At 35.4% G+C, this 14,233-nt stretch carries 12 protein-coding genes and 1 other RNA gene; 5 read left to right on the top strand and 8 right to left on the bottom strand.

Annotated elements, in window-relative coordinates:
• The first annotated feature begins 2 nt into the window (after positions 1-2).
• Positions 3-4,715, top strand: coding sequence for a phage tail protein (locus BN1226_RS06315; RefSeq protein WP_077064994.1), 4,713 nt, complete (start codon positions 3-5; stop codon positions 4,713-4,715).
• A 57-nt stretch (positions 4,716-4,772) separates the two neighbouring features.
• On the top strand, positions 4,773-5,108 hold the full coding sequence (locus tag BN1226_RS06310; RefSeq protein ID WP_044470451.1) for a hypothetical protein: 336 nt from the start codon (positions 4,773-4,775) through the stop codon (positions 5,106-5,108).
• A 1,065-nt stretch (positions 5,109-6,173) separates the two neighbouring features.
• Here the strand turns inward: BN1226_RS06310 and BN1226_RS06300 are convergent.
• From BN1226_RS06300 to BN1226_RS06285, 5 genes are all read right to left on the bottom strand, one after another.
• The gene (locus tag BN1226_RS06300) at positions 6,174-6,845 is read right to left on the bottom strand and encodes a hypothetical protein (protein WP_044470449.1); all 672 of its coding nucleotides are present in this window, start codon (positions 6,843-6,845) and stop codon (positions 6,174-6,176) included.
• Positions 6,846-6,928: 83 nt separating this feature from the next.
• Positions 6,929-7,258 carry a hypothetical protein gene (locus tag BN1226_RS06295; RefSeq protein WP_044470448.1) on the bottom strand — a complete coding sequence of 110 codons (330 nt, stop codon included), beginning with the start codon at positions 7,256-7,258 and terminating at the stop codon, positions 6,929-6,931.
• Positions 7,259-7,453: 195 nt separating this feature from the next.
• Positions 7,454-7,612, bottom strand: a complete 159-nt coding sequence (locus BN1226_RS10775; protein WP_156149903.1) for a hypothetical protein — start codon at positions 7,610-7,612, stop codon at positions 7,454-7,456.
• A 233-nt stretch (positions 7,613-7,845) separates the two neighbouring features.
• Positions 7,846-9,174: a Xaa-Pro aminopeptidase gene (pepP, locus tag BN1226_RS06290; protein WP_044470447.1), complete on the bottom strand. Its 1,329-nt coding sequence runs from the start codon at positions 9,172-9,174 to the stop codon at positions 7,846-7,848.
• Positions 9,175-9,184: 10 nt separating this feature from the next.
• Positions 9,185-9,730 carry a YecA/YgfB family protein gene (locus tag BN1226_RS06285; protein WP_044470446.1) on the bottom strand — a complete coding sequence of 182 codons (546 nt, stop codon included), beginning with the start codon at positions 9,728-9,730 and terminating at the stop codon, positions 9,185-9,187.
• Between the two features lie 124 nt (positions 9,731-9,854).
• Here BN1226_RS06285 and BN1226_RS06280 point away from each other — a divergent pair, with 124 nt between their 5' ends.
• From BN1226_RS06280 to BN1226_RS06275, 3 genes are all read left to right on the top strand, one after another.
• Positions 9,855-10,178 (top strand): cell division protein ZapA, encoded by a 324-nt coding sequence (locus tag BN1226_RS06280; RefSeq protein ID WP_005759894.1) that lies wholly within the window; start codon positions 9,855-9,857, stop codon positions 10,176-10,178.
• Positions 10,179-10,253: 75 nt separating this feature from the next.
• Positions 10,254-10,451, top strand: a non-coding RNA gene (gene ssrS, locus BN1226_RS10590) — 6S RNA.
• Positions 10,452-10,467: 16 nt separating this feature from the next.
• Positions 10,468-11,037 (top strand): 5-formyltetrahydrofolate cyclo-ligase, encoded by a 570-nt coding sequence (locus BN1226_RS06275; RefSeq protein WP_044470445.1) that lies wholly within the window; start codon positions 10,468-10,470, stop codon positions 11,035-11,037.
• Between the two features lie 169 nt (positions 11,038-11,206).
• On the opposite strand, the gene BN1226_RS06270 is transcribed toward BN1226_RS06275, so the two are convergent.
• The 3 genes from BN1226_RS06270 to tnaC form a co-directional block, all read right to left on the bottom strand.
• Positions 11,207-12,439 carry an aromatic amino acid transporter gene (locus BN1226_RS06270; protein WP_044470444.1) on the bottom strand — a complete coding sequence of 411 codons (1,233 nt, stop codon included), beginning with the start codon at positions 12,437-12,439 and terminating at the stop codon, positions 11,207-11,209.
• Positions 12,440-12,523: 84 nt separating this feature from the next.
• The gene (gene tnaA, locus BN1226_RS06265) at positions 12,524-13,939 is read right to left on the bottom strand and encodes a tryptophanase (protein ID WP_044470443.1); all 1,416 of its coding nucleotides are present in this window, start codon (positions 13,937-13,939) and stop codon (positions 12,524-12,526) included.
• Between the two features lie 107 nt (positions 13,940-14,046).
• The gene (gene tnaC / locus BN1226_RS10970; RefSeq protein WP_077064999.1) at positions 14,047-14,124 is read right to left on the bottom strand and encodes a tryptophanase leader peptide; all 78 of its coding nucleotides are present in this window, start codon (positions 14,122-14,124) and stop codon (positions 14,047-14,049) included.
• Between the last annotated feature and the right edge of the window lie 109 nt (positions 14,125-14,233).

Genomic DNA, 14,233 nt, shown 5'->3' with positions numbered 1-14,233 from the left:
ATATGCGTATTTATGGAGCAAAAGGCGGTGGTGGCGGTAGTCATACTCCAATAGAAGCACCTGAAACAGGTCGCTCAAAACAAATTGTTAATATTGTGGAGCTACTCTGCGAGGGTGAAATCGAGGGCTTAGTTGATGGTTTTAAATCCATATACCTTGATGGCACCAAAGTGCAAAACGATGATGGTAGCTACAATTTTAATAATGTGAGCGGTCAATTAAATGTTGGTACGCAAGATCAGAATATCCTAGATGGCTATGACAGCTCACAAAATGAGGTTAATGTCGGCGTAGAAGTCAAGAAAAAAACTGGAACAATCGTTCGCACTGTCACCGATGAACGAGTGACTCGCTTGCGTTTAACCCTAGGAGTAAAAGCTTTATATGAGCAAAATAACCAGGGAGATACTAATGGTACAAGTGTCAATCTTAGTATTAAGATTGGAGATAAAACAACCAATTATACTTTTAAAGGTAAATACAGCTCTCAATATCTAGAATCCGTGGTATTTGAAAATTTACCGCCAGTACCATTTAATGTTTCGGTTGAGAGGATCACAAATGACAGTGAATCTCAACGCCTACAAAATAGCACAATTTGGAGCAGCTACACTGAAATTATCGACACTGAATTTACTTATCCGAATTCGGCTGTGGCAGGTGTTAGTTTTGACTCCGAATATTTTAATAGTATCCCAACTCGAAACTATTTAATTAAAGCTAAAAAAGTCAAGGTGCCAAGTAATTACGATCCTACTACTCGTACTTATGCAGGCTTATGGGACGGTACATTTAAAATTACATGGACGGATAACCCAGCGTGGGAGATTTACGATTTAGCCCCTATCCTCAGTAAAATGCTCGGTGTTGAAATCAGCTTTGATAAATGGGCATTATACGATGTGTCACGGTATTGCGATCAGCTTGTGCCAGATGGAATTGGCGGACAAGAGCCACGTTTTACCTGTAATGTGTGGCTGACCGAAGTTAAAACTGCCTATGACTTACTCAATGATTTTTGCTCAGTATTCCGTGCGATTCCTGTTTGGAACGGTACAGAAGTGTCGTTTATTATTGACCGCCCTCGTGATCCTGTTTGGACTTACACCAATGCCAATGTGGTAAATGGTTTTGAGCGTTCTTATTCCGCACGAAAATCACGCCATAATGCAGTACAAGTGAGTTATTCCGATAAAAATAACGGATATGAAAGTGCGATTGAGTATGTCTCTGATGATGAGGAAATCAAAAAGCATGGTTTGAATCTGCAACAAGTTACCGCATTCGGCTGCACTTCACGCGGGCAAGCCTACCGCACAGGGCGATGGATCTTGGAAACCGAAAAACGAGAAAAGGAAACCATTACTTTTCTCGTCGGTCGTGAGGGATTAATGCACTTACCAGGGGATATTATCCGCGTGGCGGATGAATCCTACGCAGGCACGGCAATCGGTGGGCGAGTGTTGGCGGTAAATGGCAAGAAAGTGACATTAGATCGTGAAATCACTATTGATGATACAAGTTATTTTACTTATATCAACAGCGAAGCAACGCACTCCACAATCAAAATTCGCTCAATAAATGGACCTGAAATTACGCTAGATGGCACACCAACTGGGCTAGAGAGCTACGGCGTGTGGTCATTATCGACCAAACAAATTACCTCAGGTTTATATCGCTCAATCTCAATTGTGGAAAATGCCGATGGCACAAACACAATTACTGCTTTACAGCACGAGCCACAGAAAGAGGCAATCGTAGATAATTCTGCTCATTTTGTAGAAACTGCTACTACGATTTATAAATCAATACCAAACAGTGTGAATTTTACAGATGTAGCCGTAACTGATGATAATGGTATTGTATTAACATGGGAGTCCTCATATTCCACTAGTATTTTAAGCTATGAGGTAAAACTTTATAAAAATGGTCAATTTTATAAAGTTTATCAAGGCTTAAAAGAGCCTAAACTCAACTTCGAAGGTTTACCTAACGGTAGTTATGTCGCTGAAATTAGAGCTAAGAACGCTCAAGGACAATATTCTAATGCGGTCACCAAGTCCTTTGAAATTAATTTATTAGTAAAAAATTTTGAAGCAAAAAGTCAGTTGTTTGCAGTGGGATTAAGTTGGGAATTGCCGACCTTAGCTAAAGTAGGGTATTACACCGAAATTTGGAAGTCATCATCTAATGATTTAAATGATGCAGATAAAATTGCTAGTTTATCGTATCCTCAAACTGATTACACTGTTACTAATGTTGGCTTAGATGACGTGTTATATTTTTGGGCGAGAATTGGTGATAAATCAGGTAACAAGGGAGAATTTACTCAATCAATCAAAGGCTTGCCAAGCCAAGATACTAACATGATTGTCTCTGCTCTAGATGGTAAAATTACTAAAACTCAATTGGGCAAAAGTCTAATTGATAGTCTTAATGCCGATATTACCAATGCAGTCAATGGCGAAGCGGAAAATCGTAAAAGCGAAGTAGCAAAAGTCGTTGCTCAAGTGCTAACGGAAACGCAAGAAAGAACCAATGCTATCCAAGCAGAAGCAACAAAAAGAACAGAAGCGATTAAAGCGGAAAGTGTTAACCTATCTAAAGCTATCCAAGCAGAAGCAACAATACGTGGTACTGCGGTTACAGAATTGCAAAAAATTGATGCGGATCAAGCAAAATTGATTAGCAGTGTAACGGCTAAAACGGACCAAGCTATATCAGGTATAGAAGACGAAAAAAAAGCTCGGATTGCAGGCGATAATGCAAATGCTCAATTAATTAATGCTGTTACTAGTCGCGTTAGTGGTGCAGAGTCAATCATTGCGACTATACAAAAAACTGTAGCAAACCAAAACTCAGCCATAAGTGAGGTGAGTAGTAATTTAAACAGTAAAATTGATAGTTTATCGATTGGTGGACGTAACTATATCCAGGATAGTGAATTTAAAACGGGTGTTTATACTGATAAAAATTCGATCTGGGATTTTGGAGTTGCTGATAGAGATGGTTCGACCGTTAATGTTGCTGATGGTGTTGTGACAGTAACAGGTACAACTGCAAAATTTAAGCAAGTACAAACCAATGCATTAATGGGGATTCGCACAGAACCTAAGTACAACTATAATAATGTTGCTCTAGCTAAAATTGAACCAGGCACTGAATATACTGCTAGCTTTTATGCTCGTTGTTTAGATGGCGATCCAACCATTTGGGCGACATTAAGAGAGGATGCTGTTACTGGTGGTAAAACGTTGAATAATGATCTAGGTAGTATTGCCATTACCTCCGAATGGAAACGTTATACTTGGACATTTACTCCAGTAGGTGCAAGCGATAATAATTTTAGCAATTGGCGGTTTATTTTAGGTTATTCACGAATTGGGACGGTACAGTTTAAAAAACCGAAAATCGAACGTGGTAACGTTGCAACGGACTGGTCGCCAGCCCCTGAAGATACTGCTAGTGCTATTAATGCTATCAGTGCAGATTTAACTACTTATAAATCTACTCAAGCAACAAAAGATAAAGCGATTGTTGATGCGGTATCATCGTTGACCTCTAGAGTAAGTGGGGCTGAATCTAATATTACTAATATCCAAAAGTCTGTTACTGACTTAAGCAGTTCGGTATCAACTCAGGTAAGTAATATTAATGCGGATTTTGGCAAAATAAATGCCAAAATAAATGAAGAGGCTACAGCGAGATCTAATGCCGATAGTGCTTTATCAAATCGTATTAATACATTAAACAGTACGGTAAATAATAATACATCAAATATTAGCAATATCCAAACTACAGTAGCTAATACTGATAAAACAATTGCTCAAACGAGTAAATCATTAACTAGTAAGATTGACAATGTATCATCTACGGTATCTTCGTTAAGTGGTACTTTAGCTAATGTATCTGGCAAGGTCTCTGCAACACACACCTTAAAAACGCAAGTTATATCAGGTGGACGCACTGCTATTGCAGGTATTGCTATGGGGGCAATAGCCGATAATAAAACGGTTGAATCATCTGTTATTGTGATGGCTGATAAGTTTGGAGTAGTTAAAAACGCCAGTGATGGTAATGTTATATCAATGCTATCCATCGTGAATAACAAAGTGGCTGTAAATGGTGATTTAATTGCTGATGGTACAATTTTAGGTAAGCACATTAAAGCCAACGAAAGTATTTCAGCGCCTAATATTAACGGAGGTAAAGTATCTGGTACGACTGTCACAGGCGCAACAATAAACGGTACGACAATCAATGGTGGTACGATAAATGGTACAACTATTAAAGGAGCAGTAATTAACGGTGGTACTGGCGTTTTTACAGGTAATGTTTACGCCAAAAATATTTTAGACGATGTGTGTACTTATAAAAAACATAAAGTATCTTTTAATAGCTCTGATAGTAGTGCATTTACTATTTCAAGCAGTTCCAAACGTAGGATCTTAGTTCTTAATGATAGCTGGTATGATATTCACCATGCTAATGTGTTAAAAAAAGATTCTAAAGTATCCGCATCTATAGAAATATTAGCAAATAGTACCAGTTTTGCTAAATCAGGCGCAAGCGCTAATTATAGCGAGACTATTAAAGAAGTAATTAAAGGAGTGGTAACTCTAAAAGAAAATACTGAATACACTATTACAATTAAAGCTAATAACAGTGAGAGAGCTCGTATTAATTGTGATTTTATATTTTTAATCCTTTCTTAACTTTTAACCAACCAACCGCCATTATGGCGGTTTTATTTTTATATATGAGGTAAAAAAATGAAATACATAGAAAAAACAACAGAGGAATCACGCACAGGAGCCACACAGAAATACCACATAGTCTCTGGATTGCAAGTAGATTATATAAATAGTAAAACATTTATAACTATGACGTCTTTTGTGTCAAAAGAAGCAAAAGATAAAGGTAAAGAGGCATTATCAGTAAACACCTTTACTATTAATGCTGTACCAGATTGGTCAGTAATACCATACGAATTTGCATTGAATGAATTAATTAAACCTCAACCTGAAGATTTTGAACCAGAAGAATATGCGGGATATGTTAATCCTTATATGTTTGCTGGTGGTAAAATTAAAGAAACAGATGCTTAGCCATAAACACAAAGTGCGGTAAATTGCTACTGCACTTTACACATTTATACAAACTAAATGTATTTGTATTGAGAGCTATTTAATGATAATAGATGTATATGATTTAATTTATTGGTAGGTATAGTTAGGTTTGCTCTAGGAATGTTCCCAAAACATTCCCAAAAAGAACTAAAATGATATATCTAGTTGATATTTTGAATGGATAAATATATAGTGGTTAGAAATGCAAGTCATTGAAATTTAATTGTTTATGTATTTGACTGTTTTTATATTAAATGGGTCTCCAAAACCGGGTGTTGGGAGTTCGAGCCTCTCCGCCCCTGCCATTTAGAAAATCCAATTGGCTGTAAGTTATCTCTTTAAAATCAGTAACTTACGGCTTTTTTATTGTGTGATATTTCTGTTGCTGTGTCATTTTCTGCTACCAATCCGAACCGATTTATCGCAGAGTGTTCCCAAAACGTTCCCACATTTGCGTAATTTAATAAGTGGCTTGCGTTAAGGTGAGCATAGCCTTTTACAGAAGACAAGGGAGGAAACTATGAAAGATCTTTTTAAACACTGGTTAATTCAGCATTTATCAATGAATGTGGTATTGATTGTATTCTTTCAAAGGTTGATAGCAGCCTGAATATCGTTAATCCCAATGAAGAAGAAACCGAAACACTTTTAGAAGACTAAATGCTTTTCTTGAAGATGTTTCGGTTTTGGTTATTTAATCAATACTTAAGACTTAAATAGTAAATTAAATACAACGATGCAAGTTAACACAATAAGAACCAAGCACAATAATTTTATGGTTATAAGTATAATTACTATTTTTTAAGACAATTTAAAAACCATAATATAGTTCTAAACAAGGATTTAGATATGGAATAATTCTTTTGTTTTTTATTTGATTGATTAGATGAACTAACTTCTACGCAAAGATCATCAAATTCAATAATCTTACTATTATGAATTGATTGCCAAATAGCATCAGACTTAGCAATTGAAATTTCTCTATTCAATTTGCAGCTTTCTTCTATTCTTAAAGCTCTCTCAGAAGGTGAAAAATCCCGTATATTAACCTCCAATTTTTTTGCCTAATGTAGTAAGTTTTCTTTTTACGCCTACTTTTGGGTCTAAATATATTGCGTCAATATAATTTAGAAAAGCCTCTTCATTCTCACCAATCATTTCTAGGTATTCCCCTCGTTTTCTTAATGCTAGAGCAGACCAATAAATACCGTGAAATTGATTGAATTGATTATCTATAATACGATCTAATGAATGTATTACTTGCCTAATCGAAATATCCGAAAAATTTTTATCTTTCAGATAAGAATCCATAAAATAGATAGAATTATTATGGGCAGCCATAACCGCATCATAATATACCCTTTCCAAATCAACAACTTCTCCATTCTTATCTATTTCATAAGATCCAAAATCATTGACCACATACAAATCTTCAGCTTCATTAATAAAAAAGAATTCTTTGATAGTTCCTATTTCAAGAACTCCGGAAAATAATAGTTGATTATTCTCCACATCAAAAATAAAAACTTTACCGCTATCCTCGTGTTTACTATTGGCTAGACAAGTTACAAAATACTTGCTAGACAGAGATAATTTATAATTATGTACCAAAGCCCCAAATTTATAACTAAAAATAATTTTTTTATTCAGAAAAATTGATGCAACACTTTCTAGTGTATCAGTAAAGTTTTGTATTTCTGCATAATAATTATTCATAGTTTATTCGCCTATAGCCCGACCTTTTGTTTCAACATCTCTAATCAAGTATTCTTCGTAAATCGACTCTTCTTTAGCATCACTTACAAAACAAATCCATTTTTCATTGAGCCGTTAGATAAATTTAATTTATCATCAAGGATAGCGTATTTTGCATTAATTTTATGTCCATTTTCTTCTATGAACGCAACCTCATAGCCTGTTACATATGATGTGAGTTGGGCAGCGTGCAATTTTATTACACGCTTACCCATTCTAATCTTATCAATAAAAAATTGGCTACCTACACTAATTCTCTTGATCAAGCACTGTTCTCTCTGAGCTAAAGAATTACCTTTCTCATAAAGACAAGTCTTTGCATAAGAAGATATTGAACTGAAACAAAGAGCAAAAAATAAAATCAACTTATTCATAACCTAATGTAACCCCACATTGTGACGCATTAATGGAGCTACTCTATCTTGCACACCTTTTGCAAAATCAGACCCCCACACCAGAAATAGTATTCGCTGATGAGCTTACAACAACCCCACAATTTACGACAACATTTGTTTGCTATTATTCGTCACATTTTGACCTTGAGCAAGGTTCTGCATATTACTGATAGCTTATTGTGATTGGGTTACTGCATTTGCTACGCTTATCCTTGCTAATGGACGATCGGAAAAATAGACTTGCTCTTTTTGCGTATAATTCACATTATTGGCTTGAGCATAATTTATATTAAAACGATCTTTTTGATATTTAACGAATTCTTGAGGTGTCATTCCCTCTTTCATTCCGTTCAGTTTCATTGCAATAATATCATCTGTAGTAGCATTACCAAAGTTGAATAATCAGACTTTTTGAATTTAATATTATTTTAATAATTTGTTATTGTAGGATAAATAAAATTATCGTTAAGTGCGTATTAAAAGTGCGGTAAAATTTTAAAGTATTTATTCAGTTTTTCAGATAAAAAATAAGAAGGCTGATGCCTCCTTATCTCCTATTATTGTGATCAATGACTTTCTGCCATTAAGGCTTCAATTTCTGCTATTTCTTTGGGAACTGCACTAGTTAAGACTTTATTTCCATATTCGGTAATTAGGATGTTATCTTCAATACGTACCCCAATTCCTTTATATTGTTCAGGTACATTAGATTTAGGAGAAATGTAAAGACCTGGTTCAACAGTTAAAACCATGCCAACTTCTAATGGGCGATTACGTATTTTTGAATTACGATTGCCATTTTGAGTATCTTTACTATAACTTCCTACATCATGCACATCTAGGCCTAGCCAGTGACCTAATCCATGCATATAAAATTCACGGTGTGCATCATTTTTGATAAGTTCATCAATATCTCCATGCATAATGCCAAGAGTTAATAAGCCTTGTACTTTGATACGCACCACTTCATCATTGACTTGCTGGATGGTATTACCAGCGACCAATAACTCTAATGCACGTTTTTGAGCTTTAAGAACTATTTCATAAATTTCACGTTGTGGTTGAGTAAACTTGCCGTTTACAGGGAAAGTGCGAGTAATGTCTCCAGCATACATGGCAAATTCACAGCCTGCATCAATGAGTACTAATTCACCATCTCTGAGAACTTGATCATTTTCTGTGTAATGTAAAATACAAGCATTTTCACCACCTGCTACAATGCTAGTATAAGATGGATAACGAGCCCCAAAACGATTAAATTCGTGAAGAATCTCACTTTCAATTTCATATTCAAAGCGATTAGGACGAGTTTGTTTCATTGCTTTAATATGCCCTAATGCAGAGATTTGTCCAGCTTGTTGCATTAAGCGTATTTCATTAGCTGATTTAAACAATCGCATTTCATCTAAGATTGGAGCCCAGCAAATATATTGCGGAGGTGTACTAAAGGCTTCATTAAGTAGTTCATCACCCCAAGGTTGTAATCCTTGATAATGATAAAGTGCGGTTAAATTTTTAAAAATTTTAGTCGCTTCTTGTTTGAAGTCTTCAATGGAGAAAGCTTTATTTATACGTAATTTAGTAGGCGCATTGATGACTCCTAAACGGCGACCATTCCAAGTTTCCATGAGCGGATCAGAAGGACGTACAAAGATAGTTGTAGTTATTTGTGCATTCTGTTTGCTAATAATTAATGCAGAATCAGGTTCATTAAAACCTGTTAAATACCAAAAGTAACTATCTTGACGGAATGGAAAAGTGCAATCATTATTTCTGCGTTGCTCAATATTTGAAAAAACGATCATCGCTGAATTATCAGCTAATTGTTCGCCTATTTTTTCGCGACGTTGAATAAATTCTTCAATAGGTAAAGTGTCCATATAAGCTAAATCCATTTTCTACTCCTTAATGTAAAATCGGTTTTCCTTCAGTTTTAGAGGGATGGAAATGGGTATAGAACAAGGTTGCGACTGTACGTACATATTCAATGATTTCTTCTAAAGCTTCATTAAGCTCTTCTTCATTATCGTCTTCTTCATAACCTAATTGACAAATATCATGTAAATCATCAATAGCTTCGCCAATTTCATCTTTTTCTTTATCCAATTTAGGTTGGACTAAACCAAGACCTAAAAGAAAATTACTGGTCCATTCTGAAAGCGCATCTGCTCGGGAAAATACATCATCTTCTTCTGGTAGCCATAATTCAAAAGAAAAGTTATCCATATCTGTTAGCTGTAATTGAATCGCTTGATAGACTTCAGCAACTTCATTTAATAATGAGGTTGGATAAGCATGATTATCATTGGTGAATTGATAGAGGAGTGGCTGCCAGCTTTCATCATTGATACCTCCACATAATAGACCACTAAGAAAACCATGTAATTCTGCAGAAGTCGCTCCGATCCCTGAAGTTTTAAGTTGTTGATTTAAATTTGAGTAAGAAATCATATATTTTCACTATTATTGCTTGATTAAGATACCGTCATTCTACCACTGTTTTGTGGATTATCTATGACGAAAATTTTTCTGTGTGGCATAATAAGAGAAATTTTGCAAAACAGGCGGTTATGATATGTCATCAAAAACGATTGAAGTTAATTTCTTAGGTCAAGTGTTACGTTTAAATTGTCCTGAAGAACAGCATGATTCATTGCGTGAAGCAGCAAAAATTCTAGATGCTCGTGTAAGTGAAATGAAGGAACGGACAGGTATTTTACAAGTAGAAAAAGCCTTGGCGATTGTTGCTTTAAATTTAAGTTTTGAATTGTTGCAAGAACAGCAAAAAACACATAACACAGAAAAAGTTTTACAAAACCAAATTGAGCAATTAACCCATTCATTAGAGCGTATTGCAATGTTAACACCAATGCAAACTAGCTCCTATGAGATTGGTTAAAACTCGACTAGTTAAGCTGTTCTCAGTAAATAAGGACTAGTCAAAAAAAAGAATTTACGTTAGTATACTTATAAAGACTTCCTGAGATGTTCGACAGCGGGTTACGTCCCTGAGCCGATACTTATATATTTCGAATTGGTTCTCTATTGTTGGTGTGTATGCTTACCTTGATCTTAGGATCCTGATGTAGGAAACCTGAAAACAATTATAACTGATTCCCTTGAACCGTCGGGTTCAAGGACCGACCACCCACAACGGCATCTCGGGTTCTTTTTACTCTTTTATATTTATGAAGACCATTTCCCAACATCGTCAAGCACTTCGTTTACAAATACGAAAAAATAGACAAAATCTTACCGCACTTGAACAAGCTCAAGCCGAGCAATTAATCACTCAAAAAGCCTTATCCTTGGTGGTAAAAAGAAAAGCACATAATATTGCTTTATTTTTATCCTTTGATGGTGAAGTTTCGACAAAATTATTAATTGAGAGCTTATGGCAACAAGGTAAAAAGGTTTATGTTCCTCTTTTACATCCATTTACTAAAGGCCATTTATTATTTATCAATTATCGCCCCGATAGTTTAATGAAAAGGAATAAAATGGGTATTTCAGAACCTGTGTTAAATGTAAATGATGTAATACTTATAGATGATTTAGATATTATTTTTACTCCTCTTGTTGCTTTTGATAAGTATGCTAATCGCCTTGGTATGGGCGGTGGTTTTTATGATCGAACCTTACAACATTGGCAGCAAAAGAATTTTCTTCCCGTTGGGCTAGCCCATGCTTGTCAGCAAGTAGATGAATTACCTATTGAAAGTTGGGATGTTCCATTATATGACATAATAAGTGTTTAGAGAGCAAAGTGCGGTAGAATTTTAAAAAATTTTAGTATTCGCAGATATATAGATATGATCATCAAGATGAATATATGCCTTTAATTTTAGATTAAAGGCATGATAAATAGAATGACTGAATACTGATGCTAAAAATAGCTTGTTCTTTATTAGACTGTACTAGTTTTAATCATCCTTTAAATGTTGGTAATCCGCCATTCATTGAGAGAAAGTGGAAAATGGCAGTACATATGCCAAAGAGAATAACTATTACCAGCATTGCAGTTCCTCCCCCAACGATGAATCCTTCATTTCCTTTTGGCATTTTTCTTGATTTATAAGCAAGCACGGCTGGAATAATACAAGCCCAAATTGTTGCTACCGCACCTGCATAACCAATGGCTTTTAAGAAGCCAAGAGGGAAAAGCAAGGATAAGCAAAGTGGGGGTAAAAAAGTGACAGCCCAAGATTTTGTACGCCCTAATTTGCTATTATCGAATTTGAAAAAATCAGCAAGAAAGTCAAATAATCCTAAACCTACACCAATAAATGAAGATAAAATTGCAGCAATAGAGAATGCATGAATCGCTTGTTTGACTTCGTTACTGCATATATTACTTAATGTATTAAGTAATATATCAAGATTTCCATCATGAGCAATAATAGAAGAAAAGTGATTACGTGGTAAATTACCAAAAATACTTAAGAACCAAAGTAAATAGAGGGCTAAGGCAATGATAGTACCTCCTAGGATGGCATATTTTGCTTTTCTTTCTTCACCATAATAAGCTCGCATTGTTGCTACTGAATGGTGATAACCAAAAGAGGTTAATGCAACAGGGAGCATGCCAATAGCATATTGTGCATAATTAGTTTCTGTACCTTGTAAATCAAATAATATGCTTAAATCAATATTTGTAGCTAATCCATAAGTACTAAAAATAAAAGATAGAGACATAAAAATAATTAATAAGACAGAAATACGATCAACAATACGTGTTGAATACCAGACAAAATAGGAAAAAACGAATACAAAAACGACAGACCATAAGCGACTCCCTGATATACCTAAGTCAATAAAAGGCTTCATTAAATTATCCAGTATACTGCCTGATGCTGTGATGTAGGCATAAAGTAAGATTCCACCAACGAAGTAAACTGCAAGATTATTGAGAAAATTAATTTGATTACCTAATAATGCTTTTGTTACGGTACTGAATGAAGCTCGGAGATCAAAATTTTTATAAGATTCTAATAGTAGCCAACCTGAAATAGTCATTATTGCCATGGTGAAACAAATGGTTATTACGGACCATATTGTCCAAGCACCAGCGCCAGAAGAAGGTAAACCTAACATTCCAGCACCAACGCATACGCTAGCAATAATGCAGGCTCCACCAAATACAGAAGGTTTCTTGTGCATAATAAGACCCTTATCAATATAAAATATTGATGTGAAATTTGATAAAAAGAAACCGCACATTAAGATAATATGCGGTTGATTTTACTAGACTTCTTTTAAACGTGCCGTGAAATGACGCAGGACTTTGGGTTCATAAGTAAAGGTTAATCCTTTAATATTCGCTGCATTTTCTTTCACTTGTTTAAATGCCTCAATAATGAAATCCATATGAGTTTGTGTATAAGTTGCTCGAGGAATGGTTAAGCGTAATAATTCTGCAGGGCAAGGCAACTGTTTACCTGTTTTTGGATCTCTTCCCAATAAGAATGAACCAATCTCAACAGCTCGAATACCTGCGACTTTATACAGCTCACAAGCTAAAGCTTGAGCTGGAAATTGTTCTGCGGGAATGTGGGGTAATAATTTACCAGCATCAACAAAGGCAGCGTGTCCTCCAGGTTGTTGACAAATGACACCGATTTCCTCTAATCCATTGACTAAATATTCAATTTGATTAATCCGATAGGCTAGCCAATCTTGACGTAACCCATCATGTAATCCCACGGCCAGACGTTCCATCGCTCCACCTTCTAATCCACCATAGGTCGGGAAGCCTTCTTGAACAACACATAATGTTCTACATTCGTTATAAACGTCTTCCATTGCACTATCTTTGAAGCAGAGTAATCCTCCCATTGGTACCATAGCATCTTTTTTAGCGGACATCGCTAGTGCATCAGCATAACGATAACTTTCATAAGTAATTTGTTCAATTGTCCAGTCTTTATATTCAGCCTCACGTTGTTGAATAAAATAAGCATTTTCAGCAAAACGAGCGGAATCCATAACCACGGGAATATCATATTTACGAGCAATAGCATACATGGCTTTCATATTTGCAATAGAAACAGGTTGTCCACCTGCGGAGTTACAAGTAATGGTACAGACAATATAAGGCACATTTTGGGGGCCTACTTCTAAAATTCCCTGTTCTAATTTTTCTAAGTCAAAATTGCCCTTAAAGTCATAATTGACAGCGGTATCAAAGGCTTCCTTGATATAAGTATTACGAACTGTCGCACCATTTAATTGACTATGCCCCTGTGTAGTATCAAAGAAGTAATTTGAAAAAACGACCATTTTGCTACGATCTAAACCTTTTTCTTGTTCACGTTTTTTAATTAACACAGGAATATAGATTTGTTCAGCTCCACGCCCTTGGTGTGTTGGAATGGTATATTCGTAGCCAAAGATTTCTTTCACTGCATTTGCAAGTGCATAATAACTGCGGCTACCACTATAAGCTTCATCTCCTCTCAACATAGCTGCTTGCATATTTTGCGTCACAGCACCTGTTCCACTATCTGTTAATAAATCAATAAAAATATCGTCACTATCTAGTAAGAATGGATTCATCCCTGCTTTAATAATAGCTCGTTCACGATATTCACGTGTGGTTCTTCTTACTGGTTCAATGACTCGAATACGGAATGGTTCAGGTAAATGTTTAAAATTTTCCATAATAAAATCCTTATATAATTGGGTGAGCAATTATAAAATGCGATAAAAACACGTTACTTTATTTCAAAGAAATAAGTATGAAATTAGGTAAGAAAGAGAAGAGTGTATTATTTTATGGGAAAGAAAAGTGAAATTTTAGGGTCGGATAATACCCAGGCCTGATTTGGTGAAAGTATTGTCAGCATGCGATAATCCTCAGCTTAGCATTTAATATGATGAGAGTAACTTAGTTCTCTCGCTTGTAGATTACAACATTTCGAATAATATAAATATGGTTTTCCATTGTCACGGATG

The organism is Mannheimia massilioguelmaensis, from assembly GCF_000940515.1.
In the GTDB taxonomy this organism is placed as follows: Bacteria; Pseudomonadota; Gammaproteobacteria; order Enterobacterales; family Pasteurellaceae; genus Basfia; species Basfia bettyae.
This window is presented reverse-complemented; position numbering and strand designations above follow the sequence as displayed.

Excerpts from the sequence above, each read along its gene's own strand:
- BN1226_RS06315 (WP_077064994.1), top strand. The coding sequence starts at position 3 with ATGCGTATTTATGGAGCAAAAGGCGGTGGTGGCGGTAGTCATACTCCA.
- BN1226_RS06310 (WP_044470451.1), top strand. The coding sequence starts at position 4,773 with ATGAAATACATAGAAAAAACAACAGAGGAATCACGCACAGGAGCCACA.
- BN1226_RS06300 (WP_044470449.1), bottom strand. The coding sequence starts at position 6,845 with ATGAATAATTATTATGCAGAAATACAAAACTTTACTGATACACTAGAA.
- BN1226_RS06295 (WP_044470448.1), bottom strand. The coding sequence starts at position 7,258 with ATGAATAAGTTGATTTTATTTTTTGCTCTTTGTTTCAGTTCAATATCT.
- BN1226_RS10775 (WP_156149903.1), bottom strand. The coding sequence starts at position 7,612 with ATGACACCTCAAGAATTCGTTAAATATCAAAAAGATCGTTTTAATATA.
- pepP (WP_044470447.1), bottom strand. The coding sequence starts at position 9,174 with ATGGATTTAGCTTATATGGACACTTTACCTATTGAAGAATTTATTCAA.
- BN1226_RS06285 (WP_044470446.1), bottom strand. The coding sequence starts at position 9,730 with ATGATTTCTTACTCAAATTTAAATCAACAACTTAAAACTTCAGGGATC.
- BN1226_RS06280 (WP_005759894.1), top strand. The coding sequence starts at position 9,855 with ATGTCATCAAAAACGATTGAAGTTAATTTCTTAGGTCAAGTGTTACGT.
- BN1226_RS06275 (WP_044470445.1), top strand. The coding sequence starts at position 10,468 with ATGAAGACCATTTCCCAACATCGTCAAGCACTTCGTTTACAAATACGA.
- BN1226_RS06270 (WP_044470444.1), bottom strand. The coding sequence starts at position 12,439 with ATGCACAAGAAACCTTCTGTATTTGGTGGAGCCTGCATTATTGCTAGC.
- tnaA (WP_044470443.1), bottom strand. The coding sequence starts at position 13,939 with ATGGAAAATTTTAAACATTTACCTGAACCATTCCGTATTCGAGTCATT.
- tnaC (WP_077064999.1), bottom strand. The coding sequence starts at position 14,124 with ATGCTGACAATACTTTCACCAAATCAGGCCTGGGTATTATCCGACCCT.